We start from the raw sequence: 16,520 nt of genomic DNA, 5'->3' as shown, positions 1-16,520 counted from the left end.
CTGCGTGTTCCGGGTCGAGCAGGACGCGGAGATCAGCCCGATTGCGGGGACCCGGATCGCTTCGGCGTCTCGTGACTTGGATCCGGGAGCAGGTAGGTGATGACGAAGGACACCACCACGGCCACGACGACCTGCGGTGTCACCGACACGCCGTCGGCACCGAGTAGGAGGGTGGCCAACAGCGTCGAGGTCAAGGGCAGCCGCAGCATCGCGGCGCACATGGCTCCGATGCCCGTGGCGATCGCCGGCGCAAGACTCATGCCGGGCAAGCCGCTTGCGGCGATCCCCAGCACCGCACCGATGAACATCGAGGGAAAGACCGGTCCGCCCCGAAAGGCGCTCAGCGAGAGCCCGTAGGCCAGGGCCTTGCAGGCCCCGAGCAGGATCAGTACGCCGACCGAGTAGTCGGCGGCCTGATCGACCAATGCAGGCAAGGCATCCTGGCCGGAGAACAGCACTTGGGTGAAGCTTCTGTCGGAGACGAGCTGGTATGCCATCGCGGTGAGGCCGATCGCCAGGCCGAGAATGGTCGTGACCAGCACCCGGTTCAGGTGTACGACCGGGCGCAGCGACAGCCCGATCCACCGGATCGCCCAGCCCAGCAGCGCGCCCGCCGCTCCCATGGCCAGGGCCCACGCCATTGTCGCGATGGTCGGATGTGTCGCCGGCGGGACCGTCGTGAGGGCCAGCGAGAAGTTCCCGAGTCCTGTCCAGTTGTCCAGCCCGACGAAGACCAGAGCGCCGATGCCGGAGGCGAGCAGTCCTGGCAGCGCCACCAGACTCAGCGTCGCGCCGCCGATGCCGGCGACTTCCATGATCAGGAACGCGCCGAGCACCGGGGAGCCGAGCAGCGTGCTGATTGCGGCGAAGCTGCCGGCCGAGGCCAGGATCGTCAAGGCCATCGGTGGTGCGTCCTTCTTCACGAGGTGGACGGTCAGCGCGGCGAGGCCACCACCGATGGCGATCAGGGGTGCCTCGGGTCCGAGGACAGCGCCCAGACTGAGCGTGGTGAGTGCGGCGAGGATGATGCCGGGGAGCTCCCGATCCACGGGGGGACCGCCGGTCTTGAACCCGAAGGCGGGTGAATGGCCCGCGTTGCCGGGCAGGTACCGGATGGTCAAACCGGTGAGGAGGCCGCACAGCGCCAACCAAGGCACCGGCCACCAGGCGGGGACGCCGCCGGTGAAGACATCCTGCGGCAGGTCGTCGAACAGGAACTGCTGGATCTTGCTGGTCAGGGCCAGGAAACCGTAGGCCACAGCTGAGATCGGGATACCCAGGATCGCGGCGAGCAGCAGGGCTGACAGGTACGGCTTGGAGCGGATGACTGCCACCGGGTCCATCGCCGGTGGTCCGGCCGGCGGCGAAGCAACAGCCCGCCCCTCCGCGGGGGATTTGCCCGATGGGACCTGCGAGTCGGTCATCGGTCTCCCCTCCCTAGTCCAACAACCTGACCTGGTGCGGCCGCGAGACGACTGCGCCGCGCTGCGAACCTCGCCCGCACCAGTCACCGATCGCTCGGTGGGCGCGCCGACAGCGCAGATCTCGATTGTGTGCGCAACGAGCGGCGGCAACCTCCTCCCGCCCGGATGAACCCGACAGTGCCGACAACGACTGCTAACCGAGCGTGACAGTGGAGGGTGGCCGCTGCTGACCAGGCCCGTTCTGTCTGGATCGGCCTCTTGTTACCCAGCAGGGGTGATGACGCGCGCCCTTCTCGGTATCAGAGTAGGGGCGTGGTCCAGGGAACGATGCTGCCCCGCGGTCCCCGTTCCAGCAGGCGCGATCCGCTGGATCTGGTTCGGCACTTCTCGATGGCGTGGGCGGAAGGGGTGGCTATGACTGTGAAGACTGAGAGTGACAGATTGGCGAGCCCGGCCGCGCGGGCGTTCCGTAGAAATTCGAAGCAGTCCGGGACACGCGGGCAGTTGAGCCATGCGGACCGGGTCGCCCGGGGGAAGGATGCCCAGAGGGTCACTCCGCGGGAGTCGCACGCGGAGTTCCAGCCCGGCGGGTCGCGAGATCCGGTGGGGCTGCTGCTGGAGCAGGCGAAGTCGCGGGTGCCGGAGCTGGTGCCGATTCGGCACGGGCGGATGTTGGTGTCGGCGTTCACGTTCTACCGGGGGGCTGCGCTGCCGATGGCGGCTGACCTGGCCACGACGCCCACATCGGGGCTGCACGTGCAGCTGTGCGGAGATGCGCACCTGAACAATTTCGGCGTGTACGCCTCACCGGAGCGGGAGCTGGTCTTCGACGTCAACGACTTCGACGAGACGCTGCCCGGGCCGTTCGAATGGGACGTCAAGCGGCTGGCGGCGAGCCTGGCAGTGGCGGGACGGGAGAACGGGTTCCAAGGCAAGCACCGCCGCAAGATCGTCCTCGCGGCGGTGCAGGGGTACCGGAAGGCGATGCGCGGGTTCGCGGAACAGACGTTCCTGGAGGTGTGGTACACGCACTTGGACATCGAACAGGCCTTAGGGCAGTTCCGGTCCCAGCTGAAGGCGAAGAGGTTCACGGCTACGGAGAAGATGCTGGCCAAGGCCCACACCCGCGACAGCACCCAGGCCCTGCGCAAGCTGACCACGCTGGTCGAGGGCCGTCGGCGGATCATCAGTGACCCCCCGATGGTCGTCCCCATCGAGGAGGTTTTCGCTGACGTGCAGGCCAGCGAAGTGTATGAGCAGATCAGCACGCTGCTGGGCAAGTACCGGCGCACCCTGCAGTCGGACCGTCGGCACATGCTCGAGCAGTTCACGCTGGTCCAGGCGGCCCGCAAGGTTGTCGGCGTGGGCAGCGTCGGCACCCGCGCCTGGATCGTGCTGATGGACAGCGGAGACGGAGTCGAACCCGTGTTCCTGCAGGCCAAGGAGGCGCAGCCGTCGGTCCTGGCGGACTACTGCGGGCGCAGCCAGTACGCCAACCAGGGCGAGCGCGTGGTCGCCGGACAGCACCTGATGCAGGCCGAGAGCGATATCTTCCTCGGCTGGACCCACACGCTAGGCCCGGACGGAGTGGACCGCGACTATTACGTCCGCCAGCTCAAGGACTGGAAGTTCTCCCTCCCGATCGAGCGGACGGTGCCCTCGGGCATGGTGGTCTATGCCCGCGTGTGCGGATCGACCCTGGCCCGCGCCCACGCTCGCTCCGGCGACCGCGTCGCCCTGGCCGCCTACCTCGGCGGCTCGGACGCCTTCGACCAGGCAATCGCCGACTTCGCCGAAACCTACGCCGACCAGAACGAACGCGATTACGCCGCACTCCAGAGCGCAGTCAAAGACGGCAGAGCCAAAGCGACCACCGACATCTGAAACCGAACCCGGGCGGTCCAGCCCGGACAGCCGAGAAGGAAAGAGGTGCGCCATGGCAGACCCCGCTATCGATCCCGGTCCTGAGCACACGGAGTCACTTGGGCGCCGGTACTTCATCCGGTTCGAGGAAGACACCCTGCGGCAACGGCCGTTGTGGATCCGGCTGATCATCGAGTTTCTGGGCACCTTCGTACTGGTGACGGTGGCGGCCGGATCGGGCGTGATCAACCACTACGTGGGCAACGAACCGATCAGCAGGACTGCGGCGGTGATCGCGCCTGGGGCGGTGGTGATGGCAATGATCTACGCCTGGGGCCCGCTGTCGGGACTCCACATCAACCCCGCTGTGACCTTCGCCTTTGCCGGCCGGGGAGTGTTTCCCACCAAATGGGTGGTGCCGTACTGGCTGGTCCAGTTCGCCGGGGCGATCTGTGCCGCGCTGCTCCTGGAGTTGATGTTCGGCGACGTCAGCACGGGCGGGAACTACCCGATCAACACTTCCGGCGGGGAGTGGAAGTCGTTCGTGATGGAAACCGTTCTGACCGCGATCTTGGTCAGCATCATCCTCAACACCGCGACCGGGGCCCGCAGCATCGGCCACAACGCGGCCATCGCGGTCGGCTCGACGGTCGCGCTGCTCGGCTTGTTCGCCAGCCCGATCAGCGGCGCCTCCATGAACCCGGCCCGTACGCTCGGGCCCGACATCGTCGGCAACGACTACACGGGATGGTGGGTCTATATTGCAGGCCCCGTGCTCGGGGCCGCCATCGCCGTGGCGATCATCGGAGCCGTGCGCGGACGGCCCGACAAGGACGAGCTTGAGGCCGCTGAGGGCGGTGCCCTGCCGATGACTGGCACCCCCACACGCGACAAGTGACTGAGTAGACAGGCCACAGACATGTTGGCATCCGGCCAGCGTCAGGAGCGTGTGTCGATGACGGCTGAATCGCCTGAGGGCCGGGCCGCCGAGGAAGTCCGCAGCCTGGAGGTGCGCTGGATCTTCGCGGGCCGGCTGGAGACCGCGGTGACCGGATGGTTCGGGCGGTTCCCGATCGAGGCGGAGTCACGCGAGGACAGCTACCTGTTGGATCCGCGGTTGCCTGGGCTGTCGGTGAAAGTCCGCGGGGGAAGGTTACTCGAGGTCAAGATGTACCACGGGAGCCCGGGGATCCTGGAGGTGGCGGGCCGTGCCCGCGGACGCCTGGAGTCCTGGCAGAAGTGGTCCTTTCCGGCCAGCCCGCCCGACCAGTACAGCGGCATCCCGCCCGGCTGGCGGCCGGTACGCAAAAGGCGGCGTATCAGCCGTTTCGCACTGACCGGAGGACAGGTCGTGGCGCGCGCCTCGGAGCTGGACCAGGAGCCACAGTGCGACGTGGAACTCACCGAGGTCAGCACCATCGGCCAAGACTGGTGGACCCTGGGGTTCGAGGCGAGCGGTCCTGCCGATCTGCTCCGAAGCGCGCTCGAGGCCACCGCCCGGCTCGTATTCAACCGCCCCCTGCCCGGTGGTGCGGAACCCGATCTCGATGAATCCAAGTCGTACATGCAGTGGCTGTCCCAGCGGCCCGGCCCCGAGACCGAAGTCTTTGACGTACAAAGGTCGGCATCGGATTCGCTGCTGCCCGCTTCGAGTGAGGCGGACGAGCATCGTTCAGAGGATTGATCAGATCCCGATAGCCCGCTCAGCGCACGCGCATTCCCGGGCCGCGATCGATGGGATCGACGCGAGGGTTCACGAGGTCGCTGCCGGGTTCGACGCCGCCACGGGCGAACTCCTCCGCGAACGGTCCTCGACCCCAGCCGCGCGATCTTCGAGACGCCGCCGAACGGGCCCCCGATCGTGGACTGCGCGCCAGGCATGAAGTTGTTGGCCGACCACATGTTGCCCTCGCCATCGATGGCGATGCCACCCAGCGAGTTCATCCCGCCGCCGGCATAGACCAGCGAGAGCGTCCAGGCGCTCCGGGGCGAAGCTGAGATACGGGACGAAAGGCACTTCGCGCCAGAGTTTTCCGGCCGGGACGGGATAGAACTCGTCGAGCAGAGCGTAGAGCTCCTGGGCTTGATGCGACGGATTGCGCGCGATGTTCTGTGCCGCCGTCAGCGTGTCGGTCGGCACCGCGCCACCGGGAGGCGTGGCGGCTGCGAAGAGCTTGTCGCACGCGTCGCCGCGGACCCGCGTCGCACACCCCGCCAGCAAGTCCGCCAGTGTGTTGAATGCCGCCAGCGTCGTCGTCGCCGAACTGTTCAGGGGATCCTGGATAACAGTCCTCAGGCCGCCGGTCGTGACGTCCACCCGTCGTAGGATGTGCAGCGGCTCAGATTCCGGTCTGGACCTGGATCTTCCCTTCGGTGATGGCCTGCTGGAGTTGTCCGTAGTCCTGTTCGGCTTGGTCGGCGTACACCTCGGCGAACTCCTCGAGGGCTTCGGCGAAGGAGTCGTCGGTGCCGAGGTAGGCGTCGATCGCGACGGCGTCGCCGCCTCGGGCGTGGGCCCGGGCCAGGGTTGTGCCGCACAAGCGGGCGTAGGCGGTCAAGCCGATCGGTTGGATGGTGGTGGTGTCGACACTGCCCTTCATGTCGTGCAGCTGCCGGACGTAGAAGTCTCGGCCGCCCTCGCCGCGCACCCAGCCGAGGAAGATGTCGCTGGCGGCCTGCATGTAGCACTGCCCTTGCACGACCCGCTCACCGTGCTGGGTTGCCGTGCTGGCGCCCAGGTACGGCTCGAGCACCGACGACGTGGCCTCCTTGAACTGCATGACCAGCGGATCGGAGTCGTCCCGCCCCTTGAGCAGCACGATCCCGGCTCGGGTGCCCACGCTGCCCACCCCGACCACCTTCTGGGCCACGTCGATCATGTCGTAGCGCTCCAGCAACCGGCGGCGGTCCTCGGGCAGCGTCGCCCGATAGTCGGAGAAGCCCACTTCCACCAGGCGGCGGTCGTCCTCGGTGGCCGCCCGGGACAGCAGCGGCGGGTCCTCCCGGAACCGGTGCTGGCCGTCCACGACCTCGGTCAACTTCCGCGCGGCCTTCATCGAGGTCTTGCGCCGCGCCGCGTCGAAGTTGGCCGTCGCCGTCTTGGTGACCTTCTTCCGAAGCTTCTTCTTCCCCTTGCCCTGCTGGTCGCCCATCTGGGCGATCGCGTCGAGCAGCATCTGCTCGTCGATCCTGGTGTACCAGACGTCCAGCGTCCCCAGCTGAGCCATCTCGGTGATCGCCGACCGGTACGCCTGCAGCGCTGTACGCACCGCGGTCGCGGCCTCCTTGCGCTTGAAACCACGATCCCGGGACGCCAACACGAACGAGGCGGCCAGTCGCTTGACGTCCCACTCGAACGGGCCGCGCAGCGTCTCGTCGAAATCGTTGACGTCGAAGACCAGGTCACGCTCGGGGGAGCCGAACACCCCGAAGTTCGACAGGTGGGCGTCACCACACAACTGCGTGTGACCTGGAGTCCACGGCTGACTCGACAAGTCGTAGGCCATGATCGCCGCCGACCCGCGGTAGAACGCGAACGCCGACGCGCTCATCCGCCCGTACCGGATCGGCACCAGATCCTGCACCCGGGCGTCATCCTGAGCCCGCAGGATCCCTACCGGATCCTTCCGCTGACGATTGATCTCGTAGTTGGCGTGCCCCTCGATCGGCGCCGCCTCCCGCCACGCCCGACCCCGCGCGGCCCGCTCGTCAACGGTCCGGTAGGGGTGAGCCCGCGCGGCACCCCCGGACGAGGCAGCCCGACCCGCCCGAGCCGCAGTTGAATGCTTTGCCGGTGTCCGCTTTGCCGGTGTCCGCTTTGCCGGTGTCCGCTTTGCCTGTGTCCGCTCCGTCATGGGGAGCTCCCTCCGCCGGATTACGTCGGACCCGAACATGAGGATCGGGCCTGATCGCGGCATTCTTCGCCCCGTTGGGCCCAGCTCAGGTGAGGTCAGGTCGAGCACGGTCGGGCTGGATACGGCGCTACGCGGTCGTAGCCGGCGGATTCTTCGCGACCGCGGCCTTGACCTCGTCTGCGCTGTCCCCGTCGACCTGCTCCTTCGTCACGTTGCTGGCACCCGAGAGCGCCTTGTCGATAGCGTCCGTCCATTGCGGCTCGAACATCGCCACGATGCCGGAGCTGTTGAGCGGCAGCGTCTGTTCGACATCTGCCTTGATCTCCGCCTTCTCGGCGTGCGACACCCCCGCGGCAGGCGGAGGCCGCCCGGGCAGTTCGCCCGGGCGCACGGGAAAGCTGTCCCGCTGGTTGGGGGCCACTCGCTGTGAGCTGTTACCTGCGGCGGGAGACACGCCGCGCGGTGCGGCGCCCGGTCCGGCGCGCGACCCTGCGTGATCCAAGCATCCGGTTCTTCCTCCTCCCTGTGCTGTGGCGAACGCCGGCCGCCCGGTCAGCTGGCGGCGCCCGCTGTTTCCATCTCGTGCAGTTCCTTGGCTTCGTCAGCCGATACCAGCCCGATCTCGATCAGGTCCAGTGGGCTGATGAAGCCGTCGCTGATACGGAACCCCCCGGCCCGGGCAATGGCATCCCGGAGCGGTACAGCCCAGTGGTGCTCCAGCAGGATGAGCGCCGCGGCGGAGTCGTTCGGGATTTCCTCGAGCACATCCCAGGCATCCTCGCCGGTGAACACGCCCACACCGCCACGCTCGGCGACCGCCTCGGCGCCGGCTTCCGCGCCGGACACCATGCCCTCCTCGCCCTCGAAGCCCAGGCCGATGAGCGCCCCGATCTTGCTGCCCAGCTCGATCGCTTCCTGCTCGGACAGGTTGCTGAGATGCTCCGCCTCCAAGTCGCCGTCCGCGCTCTTGTAGACCGCCAACGAGTCGATCACGCGGACGGTGTCGCTCGACCGGAGCCGTTCGAGTTCGGCAATGATCTCACCGTGGAAGTCAGGGTGCCGGAACCCCAGCACGATGAGCTGTACTGGCCCGATTGCCATGTTCCACTCTTCCTCTCCTCTCCTGAGCACTCGCTCAAAGCCGCAAAGTCATCTCGGGTCGCGGTCCGTGAGTACTGTCAGGAGGCGTCGATATGCCTGCCCCCACACTGGTGCGCGCGTCACCTCTACGCGTCATCCACCACGGATGAGCGTGGGCCGAACCGGCGCGCAAGGGCCGATCAGGCGCTGCGACCTCGGTCTGCACATGAACTCGGCTGAGGTCATGGCCGCGAACCGGCAGCCCGCACGCTGTAGCCGCTCAGCCAGGCATGCACCGACTGGCGTGACACGCCCATTGCTCGGCTACCTGGCACTCGCCCTCTTCATCCTCATGCCTGTTCGTGCAATCGGGCAGCGGTCGAGGGGTGCCTGACCCACCTCGCCCCGGATCATCCCCTCGGGGTGATGACGCATCGCGGGGATCGACGGCACGGTGTCACGTGGAGTCCCGCTCAGGAGCCTGACTCGACGCCATGGCAATGCCCAGGGCCGGCGGTCTTCGGCGCCGCCACCTCGCGCGGAGCTCTGATGGCGGAGCCAGCAGTGGGCGAAACGATCCGGAGAACACCATGACCACCTCGACTGACAAGACCACAACCAAGCAGGGTAACCGGCGGATGAGGTCTTCCGTGGTCCGTGCTGTGGCGGCTCTCGTGCTCGGCGTGTCGCTTGTGGGCTGTAGTTCCGACAACGCCGCCGTGTGCGATTCTGTCGACAATCTCAAGACGTCGGTGGACAACGCCAAGAAGATCGATGTCACCTCGTCGACTGGCGTCAGTGACCTGCAGAACGGACTAGCGGCAATCGACACCAACCTGGCGCAGGTCAAGAGCGATGCGAAGTCGGACTTCTCGTCCGAGCTCACCGCGGTTGAGACGGCCTACAACGCACTGAAGACCAGCCTTGCCACGGCCAAGTCCGCCCCGGCGGCCGCCACCCTGGCGACGGCCGTTTCGGCGTCTCAGGCTTTCGTCGCCTCAGTGGAGACTTTGTCCACCAAGGTCAAGTCGACCTGCTGAGCAAAGCTTCACGAACCTCCTCGCCAACCAGCCCGTGACGCCAACAATAACCCCGTGGGATGTCGGCGTCGGCGACCTGGCTGAGGCGTTGCAAGACTCCCCGTGCGGATCGATCATGAGGCATTGATTGGGCGGTGTGCCGGTTCGGTTCCGAGTCGTCCGCGCCTCCCTGGGGAAGGGGATTCAGATGAGGAAGTTCGTGCTGCTCGTGGGAGCCGTGCTCACACTGACGCTGGGGTTGCTGACCTCAGCGAATGCGGCCACACCCGGAGCGCTGACACCGGCGGCGGCCTCTGCCAACTGCCAGGCCTTCTTCGGCGTCGCAGCCGGACCTGAGCCGCTGTCCGCCTGTCAGTGGGACATGCGTGCGATCGGAGTCGGTGCGGCGTCGTACGCCAACGCCACTGGTGACGGCGTCGACGTGGGGGTGATCGACAGCGGGGTCGACTTGACCCACCCCGACCTTATCGGCAGCATCGACGTCGCTCGGTCGTGCTCGTTCATCTTCTCGACCACGCCGACGGCCGACCCGCGGGAGGTCGCCAACGGTGACTGCAGCAACAAGGCCGCAGTGCAGGATCTGCAAGGCCACGGCACGCACGTGGCCAGCACGATCGCCGCCCGGGTCAACGGCGTCGGCATCGCCGGCGTGGCACCCAGCGCCAAGATAGTGGCCATCAAGGCCTGCACCATCGCGGGCTTCTGCTTCGCCGACTCGGTGGCTGCCGCGCTTCGGTACGCCGGTGACCAGCGCCTCGACGTCGTCAACCTGAGCCTGTTCGCCGACCCGTGGCTCTACTTCTGCGGCAACGACGCCGAGCAGCGAGCGATCCTCGCGGACCTCCGGAGTGCTTCACGGTACGCACAGCAGCGCGGCGTCGTGGTCGTGGCCGCGGCCGGCAACGAGGCGCAGGACCTGGGGCACCCGACCACCGACACCATCAGCCCGGACTGGCCGCCGGACACAGCCGTGACCCGCGAGGTACGCAACAACTGCCGAGTCACGCCTGCTGAACTCCCCGGTGTGGTCGCGGTGTCGGCCTCTGGCGTGACCACCTTGGCCAGCTACTCCAACACCGGAGGTCCGACCGTGGACGTGACGGCGCCAGGTGGCGACGCGGCGCAGACTCCTGGTACGACGTACGGCCGGGTCCTTGCCGCCTGGTCGAGCACTGATGACACCGGCCAATGGGAGGCCCTGGCCGGCGCCGGGCGCGGGGTCGAGGACGCCAACGGCGCCCGCTGGGTCTGGATCAGTGGGACGTCCATGGCATCGCCTCACGTGGCTGGAGTGGCAGCGCTGATCCGTCAGCTCCACCCCAACTGGAGCCCGGGTGCCGTGGCAGCGCAGATTCGGCGTACTGCGACGCCGACGGCATGTCCGGCCGTCTGGCCGGCCGATGACGTCCGCCAGTGCACCGGCGGGCCGTCGAGCACCACCTTCTTCGGCGCCGGCATGGTGAACGCCTTGGCGGCCACCTCCTGACACCGAAGCGCTGAGTGGGGCGGGCACCAGCCCGCCCCACTCTCGCCGTCTGTGACTCGAAGTCCCGCGCTCGTTGCGTGTGGACTCGCTCAGATACGAGTCCTTGTCAGTGACGGACCGGTACTGCGAACCCGGGCTGGACCGTCACCGCGACATGGCGGCCGTGAATCTGAGTGGCGACGGGTACGGCCGCCGCCGCACGGTGAGCCCGCTGGAACGGGTCGCGGATTCGTCCCAGGTGGCGGCGATCGTCTACCTGGCATCTCCAGAGGCCGAGTTCGCGGTGGGGACCGTGCTCGACTTCAACGGGGGCTCATACCTTCGCATGTAGCCGGGCTTCGTCCCACAGGCTGCGGTAGGCGACCGATGCCGGGGAGGTGCGGGCCCAGGCCACCACCGGGGCGCGGCGTACGCCCATCTGCTCGACGACCGAGGCCATCGGGATCGTGGTGCCCGAGACGTCTTGGTGTTCCTTCGGGAGTTGCTCGGACAGGTCGCGGTGCAGCCGGCGACGGCGGTCGACCATGGACAGGAACGCGAGCAGGTCTGGCGCGGGCCCCTTGGCCTCGGCGATGAACGACCGCAGTTGGTCGAGTGTGCGCACCGACAGGGGAGCGGGCACCAGCGGAGCGAGGACCAGGTCCGCGGCGCGCACGATGCCCTCGGACACGAGCGACACGCTCGGCGCACAGTCGAGTACGACGACGTCGTAGTCGTCGGCCATGCTGTCGAGGAGCCGGCCGAGGCGGCGAGTCGGCCTCTTCTGCGCGTCCAGCAGCAGGTCGAGGTTGCGGTAGGAGAAGTCGGACGGCAGCAGGTCGAGGTTGTCGAAGTCACTGGCTTTGACGGCGTCGCGGAGGTCACGCTTGCCGGAGACGAGCGCCCCGCCGCCGCCCTTGACCTTGGGCCGGATCCGGAACAGGTACGTCGCACCGCCCTGCGGATCCAGGTCCCACAACAGGACCCGGTGTCCGCTCTCGGCGGCTAGCCAGGCCAGGTTCGCCGCCGCGGTCGTCTTCCCGACACCGCCCTTGATGCTGTACGACGCGACGATCCTCATCTGCTGGTCACCATCCTTGCGTAGAGACGCTGGTTGTGTTTCCGGCTGAACCGATGCCAGCGGTCCGCCACCTCGGCACGAGCGGCGTCCTGACGAAGCTGCAGGTGGTGTTCGAGGCGACCCATCGCCATCAGCGTCGCCGGGGGCGCCCCGGACTTGGCGAGTTCGACGGCGTACTGGTGAACGCTGATCCGTTGGGCCTCGGCGTCCTGGAACGCGCCGAGGACGTCCTGCAGGAGCTTGAGCTCACTCACGGCCTCGCTTCGGGCGTCGGCGCCGTACAAGCTGCCGAAGAACTCGAGCAGGTAACGCAGCTCCTTGCAGCGCTTGCGCAGATCGTGCACGGCTTCCGCCGCAGACGCGTCGGTGATGGCGTCGCCGCGCTTGGCGGCTCGCTTCCAGGCGCGGCTCAGCAGCTCGTCGGCGACCTCGATCACCGGGCGCTCGACAGGCTCCGGGACCGTCAGCTCACGTTGCCATCCGTCGAGCAGCGCGGCGAATCGTTCGGACCGCAGTGCGCGGTTGAGTGCGGCGTGCGCCCTTGTGCAGTGCCGCGTGAGCTGCTCGCGGAACGGTTCGAGCTCGCTCGATGCGGACACGTGGCTGACCAGGTCGTCGAAGCCGAGCAGGTACACGTCGAGATCACGGCTCAACGAGGTCTGATCGGCGAGCCACTTGAGCTCGACGGCGTACCTGGCCCGGACGTCCTCGTCGATCGTTCCGTGCGCGAACTTCAGCACGGCTCGGGTACGGCGCACCGTGACCCGCAGATCGTGGAGGAACTCGGTGTCCAGTTGACCAAGCGTGCCCTCGACGTTGTCGAGGACGATCTCTCGTAGTTGCGTGAGCGTGCCGGCGAACGCCTGGGTGGCCGGGATCCGCGGGGTGAACTCCAGGTCGGGCTTCGACCGGAAGCTGCGCGGATGGAGACCGGCGGCCCGGAGGACCGACTCGAAGAGCAGCTCCTTGGCCGGCCCGAACCCGGGGATGGCGTCCAGCGTCCGGCACACTTTGGCCGCGTCCTTGTCGTAGCCGCGGAGAGACTCGATCCTGGCCCGCAGGCCGACGGGCACGCCGTCTCGGACTGTTGTGGGACCTTCGACGATGATCCGGGCGACGGTCTTGTCCTCGGGGCCGAGCACCGAGAGCACCTGAACAGGACCGCTCGCGACTACGCGCGGCAGCAGCGCCCGCACACCGATCAGTTCGAGGACGCGGTCTCGCGTCACACCGTCCGGAAGGGAGTTCGCGGTGACCGCTGCAGGGCCGGTCGGCTGTCGGGAGATCCACTGCCCTTCGAGGTCGCTCAGCACAAGCCACGACTCGCGCTTCCGCACGTGGTGCTCGAGCAGCAGCCCTGCCCGGAACAGCCGCCAGTCATGCGTATCGAACCAGACTCTGCGCTCGGTGTGGTGGACGTCGACGCGCACCGGCAACGCGTCGGTCAGCACGTCGACGCACGACGGCCCGACCGCCTCGTCGACCACGAACTCAACCGCCACCCTCGGCTCCCGGAAACGCGACGCGAACGATGAATGAACGCAGGGATACGTCTCACACCAGTGAACTACGGCATGCCCCTGTCGCGATGCGGGCGCGCGGACTACCGGTCTGCCGGTATTCGGTCGGCAGGACCGCCCGCGTGACTCGCCTTCTCAGCCGATGGCGTCGGCCAGCGCTTTCGAGCCGCCGACCACCGGGATCGTGAGCGAACTGTGGGCCAGGTCGAGGGTCAGCTGGGTCCCGGCCAGCGGCCGGATCGTAAAGTCGCGGTCGCTGGAAACGACCATCACCGCGAGCCGATTCCCGGCTGGTACGACGGTGTCCTTTGGCTGCAGGTCGAAGTCGATTCCGTACATTCGGCCCGGCTTGATCGGGACGTCGGCCCGATCGGAGTTGCGGTTGGCCGGGTCGATCCAGCCCCGCGTGAGGATCGTGCCGTTACCTGTCGGTGGATAGCTCACCAGCGCTGCGGTCAGATTCGCTCTCGACTTGCTGAACGCCAGCTGCAGCGAGACCGTCGGCGTTCCGCTGATGCGGACGGGCTGCGTCAGCGGCGGCGTCTGGTAGATCAGGCGCACGTTCGAGGAGGCCGTATTCGCTGAGGTGAGCGCGGCGATCGACGCGTCATCGGTCAGCGTCTCCGTCGGGCTGCTCGGGACCGGTCGTGCGATCGTCAGGCCGCCGCGCGACGGGGCCCCAGGTGTGAGGTGCAGTGCGACCTCGCTCGATGTGGGGTCAGGCCACTCGGCGTACGGGGTTGGGTTGGCAGTGCCGCAGACGAGACTGACGATCGCACCGCCGGCGACTTTCTGGCCAGTCCCGCCGGCCACCGCTGACGCCAGCACCAGGTGCGTGGCGTCCGGGATGTCCGTGATCAGGCGCGTTGTGTTCGTGATCGTGCCGTCGGCGTTTGTTTGCGGGACCGTCAGCACGAAGCCGATCCCGAATGGGCTGGTGTCCGCCACCGTCAGCGTCGCGGTGTTCGACTGATCGCCGATGACCGTCGTCTGGCGCGGTGGACACGACGCGGCCTCGCGAACAACCCAGGAGCGCGGCAGCGACTCGACGCCATTCTGTACGCCGTAGAGGTAGCGAGTGAACCAGTAGTTGATCAGCACGTCGGGCGGCATTCCTCCATGACCGCCCTGGTGGAAGTAGAACATGTGCGGCACGTCGCGCTTCTTGAGCGCGGCGTAGAACTGCGCCGCGTTCTTCGTCATGACGTTGAAGTCGTTGTTGCCATGGGCAAGCAGGGTCGCGGCGTGGACGTTGTCGACGTCCTTCATGTAGTTGCGCTCCTGCCAGAACCCACTGCGGTTGCCGGTGGCTCGATCGATGTGCGCCTTGAGGTAGTCGATCTCGGGCTGACAGATCGTGCGCGGCCCGGCCTCGTCGAGACGTGAGTACACGACGTCCGCCAGTACGTCGAGATCCTCACCCTGGAACGCGTTGTTGTTGCCCGTCGGGTTGGACGAGGAGTGTGGCGCCCGCACCATGCCGTTGGCGCGGTAGTAGTCGTACCAGTCGGAGATGGCCGAGATCGGCACGATGGCCTCGAGGCCCTCGACACCGGTCGTCGCCACGGCCTCCGGGATCGTCCCGTTGTAGGAAGTGCCGATCATGCCAACCTTGCCGGTCGTCCAGGACGCGGCCGCAGGAGTGTCGCCGCTGCGCGTCGTATACGCGGCCACCCGGCCGTTGAGCCAGTCGATCACAGCCTTGGCGGCCAGTGTCTCGTTCGTGCCACCCGAGGTCGGGCAACCGTCGGAGTGGCCGGTACCCGGTGACTCGGCGTGGACGACGGCGAAGCCGCGCGGCACCCAGGTCGACTCGTATCTGGTACTGATCGTGGGGCTGGTGTTGAAGGCCGGCCAGAGCGGTGTTGCCGGCCGCGTCGCCGGAGGTGCGCCGAGCTCGTGGTCGACGGCCCAGTTGCTGTACTCCGACGCCGTTCCCGCGTAGTACGGGCTGTCTTCGAAGACGACCGGCACCTTCAGGCCGTCGGTGAGAACCTCCTGCGGCGCGGTGAAGTCGGCGTGGATCCGGTCGAGCTTGCCGTCGTTGTCGCTGTCGAACGACGCCTGGACCCACACCTCACCGCTGTACCAGTCGGCGGGGTTGGTCGAGAAGACGGCTTGCGCAAGGCCATTGACAAACGTCGGGACCGCAGGTTGAGGAGCCTCAGTCGTGAGAGTGCGCGTCGCCAGCGCCGACGCAGGGCTCGCCGCTACTGCGGCCGCAAGGGCGGTCGCCGCCACGGCCGCCAGAAGTCGAGTTCTCATCGCTGCTCGCCCCTTTGCATTCGCCCAGCACGTCGAACCCTCAGCATCATGCGGCGCAAGAGTCGGAACCGCAACAGTCTGGCCTTGGAGGCCCGCGCGCTATCGCTATGCCCTGTCGTAGGGGCGACGGCGCGGCCACATGAAGGAGTCGACGGTGTGACGGCCGCAGCCAAGCAGGTGGTGCCGTTCGACGAGGACGCGTGGGAGCTCTACGACCTGCGCAACGACTTCGGCCACGCCACCAACCTGGCAGCACAGCACCCGGAGCGGCTCGCGAAACTCCAGGCGCTGTTCGACCGCGAGGCGCGCACCTACAACGTCTACCCGATGGTCAACAACGCCTTCGAACTACTGACCGCCAAACGGCCGCGGCTCGTGTCCGGCAACCGGGCCAGCTACAGCGCCGGCACGATCCGGCTCCCCGAGGACGGGGTGATCGACATCAAGAACCGGTCCTTCTCCGTCATCGCGGACGTGGACAATCCCGACGGCGACGCCGAGGGCATGCTCGTCACCCTGGGCGGCGAAACCGGTGGATTCGCCTTCTACGTGCTCAGCGGCACGCCGACCTTCCAGTACAACTGGCTCGGGAAGGAGCACTACACGATCACGTCGTCGCAGACCTTGCCCAAGGGGCCGTCAACCATCCGCTTCGACTTCGCCTACGACGGCGGCGGCCCGGGGAAGGGCGGCACCGGCACACTACGGCTCGACGGCGAGGCCGTCGGCAACGGCCGGATCGACAAGACGGTCCCGGTGTACTTCTCGACCGACGACACCTTCGACGTCGGCGAGGACTGGGGCACACCCATCTCGCCGGACTACAAACCACCGTTCCGATTCACCGGCACCCTCAAGACCGTCACGATCGAAGCCCATTAGGCCCCACGACCACCCAGCCAACCAACCCCCCACACGCCGACGGCTG

Annotated in this window: 15 protein-coding genes; 7 read left to right on the top strand and 8 right to left on the bottom strand. The window is 67.5% G+C overall.

The window, feature by feature from the left end; all coding sequences use genetic code 11:
• Positions 1 to 32: 32 nt before the first annotated feature.
• On the bottom strand, positions 33 to 1,424 hold the full coding sequence (locus ACFPJ1_RS28455; RefSeq protein WP_380108545.1) for a chloride channel protein: 1,392 nt from the start codon (positions 1,422 to 1,424) through the stop codon (positions 33 to 35).
• A 414-nt stretch (positions 1,425 to 1,838) separates the two neighbouring features.
• Here ACFPJ1_RS28455 and ACFPJ1_RS28450 point away from each other — a divergent pair, with 414 nt between their 5' ends.
• Genes ACFPJ1_RS28450 through ACFPJ1_RS28440 form a run of 3 tightly spaced genes read left to right on the top strand, consistent with a single transcriptional unit; the run spans position 1,839 to position 4,971 of the window.
• Positions 1,839 to 3,308, top strand: coding sequence for a DUF2252 domain-containing protein (locus ACFPJ1_RS28450; RefSeq protein ID WP_380108543.1), 1,470 nt, complete (start codon positions 1,839 to 1,841; stop codon positions 3,306 to 3,308).
• 52 nt (positions 3,309 to 3,360) lie between these two features.
• Entirely contained in the window at positions 3,361 to 4,185 is an 825-nt protein-coding gene (locus tag ACFPJ1_RS28445; RefSeq protein WP_380108542.1) for an MIP/aquaporin family protein, read from the top strand.
• A 57-nt stretch (positions 4,186 to 4,242) separates the two neighbouring features.
• Positions 4,243 to 4,971 (top strand): hypothetical protein, encoded by a 729-nt coding sequence (locus ACFPJ1_RS28440; protein ID WP_380108540.1) that lies wholly within the window; start codon positions 4,243 to 4,245, stop codon positions 4,969 to 4,971.
• Between the two features lie 69 nt (positions 4,972 to 5,040).
• Here the strand turns inward: ACFPJ1_RS28440 and ACFPJ1_RS28435 are convergent, their stop codons facing one another.
• The 4 genes from ACFPJ1_RS28435 to ACFPJ1_RS28420 form a co-directional block, all read right to left on the bottom strand.
• Positions 5,041 to 5,604 carry a hypothetical protein gene (locus ACFPJ1_RS28435; protein WP_380108538.1) on the bottom strand — a complete coding sequence of 188 codons (564 nt, stop codon included), beginning with the start codon at positions 5,602 to 5,604 and terminating at the stop codon, positions 5,041 to 5,043.
• Between the two features lie 22 nt (positions 5,605 to 5,626).
• Complete coding sequence (locus ACFPJ1_RS28430) at positions 5,627 to 6,871, bottom strand: DUF2252 domain-containing protein (RefSeq protein WP_380108536.1); 1,245 nt, start codon at positions 6,869 to 6,871, stop codon at positions 5,627 to 5,629.
• A gap of 397 nt (positions 6,872 to 7,268) precedes the next feature.
• Positions 7,269 to 7,532: a hypothetical protein gene (locus ACFPJ1_RS28425; RefSeq protein WP_380108535.1), complete on the bottom strand. Its 264-nt coding sequence runs from the start codon at positions 7,530 to 7,532 to the stop codon at positions 7,269 to 7,271.
• A gap of 161 nt (positions 7,533 to 7,693) precedes the next feature.
• Positions 7,694 to 8,215 (bottom strand): hypothetical protein, encoded by a 522-nt coding sequence (locus tag ACFPJ1_RS28420; RefSeq protein WP_380108534.1) that lies wholly within the window; start codon positions 8,213 to 8,215, stop codon positions 7,694 to 7,696.
• Between the two features lie 596 nt (positions 8,216 to 8,811).
• On the opposite strand from ACFPJ1_RS28420, the gene ACFPJ1_RS28415 reads away from it, so the two are divergent.
• The 3 genes from ACFPJ1_RS28415 (at position 8,812) to ACFPJ1_RS28405 (ending at position 11,078) form a co-directional block, all read left to right on the top strand.
• Positions 8,812 to 9,261 (top strand): hypothetical protein, encoded by a 450-nt coding sequence (locus ACFPJ1_RS28415; RefSeq protein WP_380108532.1) that lies wholly within the window; start codon positions 8,812 to 8,814, stop codon positions 9,259 to 9,261.
• Between the two features lie 187 nt (positions 9,262 to 9,448).
• The gene (locus ACFPJ1_RS28410) at positions 9,449 to 10,747 is read left to right on the top strand and encodes a S8 family peptidase (RefSeq protein ID WP_380108530.1); all 1,299 of its coding nucleotides are present in this window, start codon (positions 9,449 to 9,451) and stop codon (positions 10,745 to 10,747) included.
• 154 nt (positions 10,748 to 10,901) lie between these two features.
• On the top strand, positions 10,902 to 11,078 hold the full coding sequence (locus ACFPJ1_RS28405) for a hypothetical protein (RefSeq protein WP_380108528.1): 177 nt from the start codon (positions 10,902 to 10,904) through the stop codon (positions 11,076 to 11,078).
• Here ACFPJ1_RS28405 and ACFPJ1_RS28400 read toward each other — a convergent pair.
• From ACFPJ1_RS28400 to ACFPJ1_RS28390, 3 genes are all read right to left on the bottom strand, one after another.
• Positions 11,061 to 11,807, bottom strand: a complete 747-nt coding sequence (locus tag ACFPJ1_RS28400; protein WP_380108526.1) for a ParA family protein — start codon at positions 11,805 to 11,807, stop codon at positions 11,061 to 11,063. The genes ACFPJ1_RS28405 and ACFPJ1_RS28400 overlap by 18 nt on opposite strands.
• Positions 11,804 to 13,309 carry a CHAD domain-containing protein gene (locus ACFPJ1_RS28395; RefSeq protein WP_380108524.1) on the bottom strand — a complete coding sequence of 502 codons (1,506 nt, stop codon included), beginning with the start codon at positions 13,307 to 13,309 and terminating at the stop codon, positions 11,804 to 11,806. Before ACFPJ1_RS28395 ends, ACFPJ1_RS28400 begins: the two co-directional genes overlap by 4 nt.
• A gap of 153 nt (positions 13,310 to 13,462) precedes the next feature.
• Positions 13,463 to 15,592, bottom strand: a complete 2,130-nt coding sequence (locus ACFPJ1_RS28390; protein ID WP_380108523.1) for a Xaa-Pro dipeptidyl-peptidase — start codon at positions 15,590 to 15,592, stop codon at positions 13,463 to 13,465.
• Between the two features lie 156 nt (positions 15,593 to 15,748).
• Between ACFPJ1_RS28390 and ACFPJ1_RS28385 the strand changes: the two genes are divergently transcribed.
• On the top strand, positions 15,749 to 16,474 hold the full coding sequence (locus ACFPJ1_RS28385; protein ID WP_380108521.1) for a hypothetical protein: 726 nt from the start codon (positions 15,749 to 15,751) through the stop codon (positions 16,472 to 16,474).
• Positions 16,475 to 16,520 lie beyond the last annotated feature (46 nt).

The organism is Kribbella qitaiheensis (assembly GCF_042657745.1).
Lineage (GTDB): Bacteria > Actinomycetota > Actinomycetes > Propionibacteriales > Kribbellaceae > Kribbella > Kribbella qitaiheensis.
The sequence above is the reverse complement of the archived record's forward strand: the minus strand, read 5'-3'. Positions and strand labels throughout refer to the sequence as shown.

Coding starts and splice junctions, on each gene's coding strand:
- ACFPJ1_RS28445 (WP_380108542.1), top strand. CDS start 3,361: ATGGCAGACCCCGCTATCGATCCCGGTCCTGAGCACACGGAGTCACTT.
- ACFPJ1_RS28415 (WP_380108532.1), top strand. CDS start 8,812: ATGACCACCTCGACTGACAAGACCACAACCAAGCAGGGTAACCGGCGG.
- ACFPJ1_RS28450 (WP_380108543.1), top strand. CDS start 1,839: ATGACTGTGAAGACTGAGAGTGACAGATTGGCGAGCCCGGCCGCGCGG.
- ACFPJ1_RS28405 (WP_380108528.1), top strand. CDS start 10,902: ATGGCGGCCGTGAATCTGAGTGGCGACGGGTACGGCCGCCGCCGCACG.
- ACFPJ1_RS28440 (WP_380108540.1), top strand. CDS start 4,243: ATGACGGCTGAATCGCCTGAGGGCCGGGCCGCCGAGGAAGTCCGCAGC.
- ACFPJ1_RS28390 (WP_380108523.1), bottom strand. CDS start 15,592: ATGAGAACTCGACTTCTGGCGGCCGTGGCGGCGACCGCCCTTGCGGCC.
- ACFPJ1_RS28410 (WP_380108530.1), top strand. CDS start 9,449: ATGAGGAAGTTCGTGCTGCTCGTGGGAGCCGTGCTCACACTGACGCTG.
- ACFPJ1_RS28455 (WP_380108545.1), bottom strand. CDS start 1,424: ATGACCGACTCGCAGGTCCCATCGGGCAAATCCCCCGCGGAGGGGCGG.
- ACFPJ1_RS28400 (WP_380108526.1), bottom strand. CDS start 11,807: ATGAGGATCGTCGCGTCGTACAGCATCAAGGGCGGTGTCGGGAAGACG.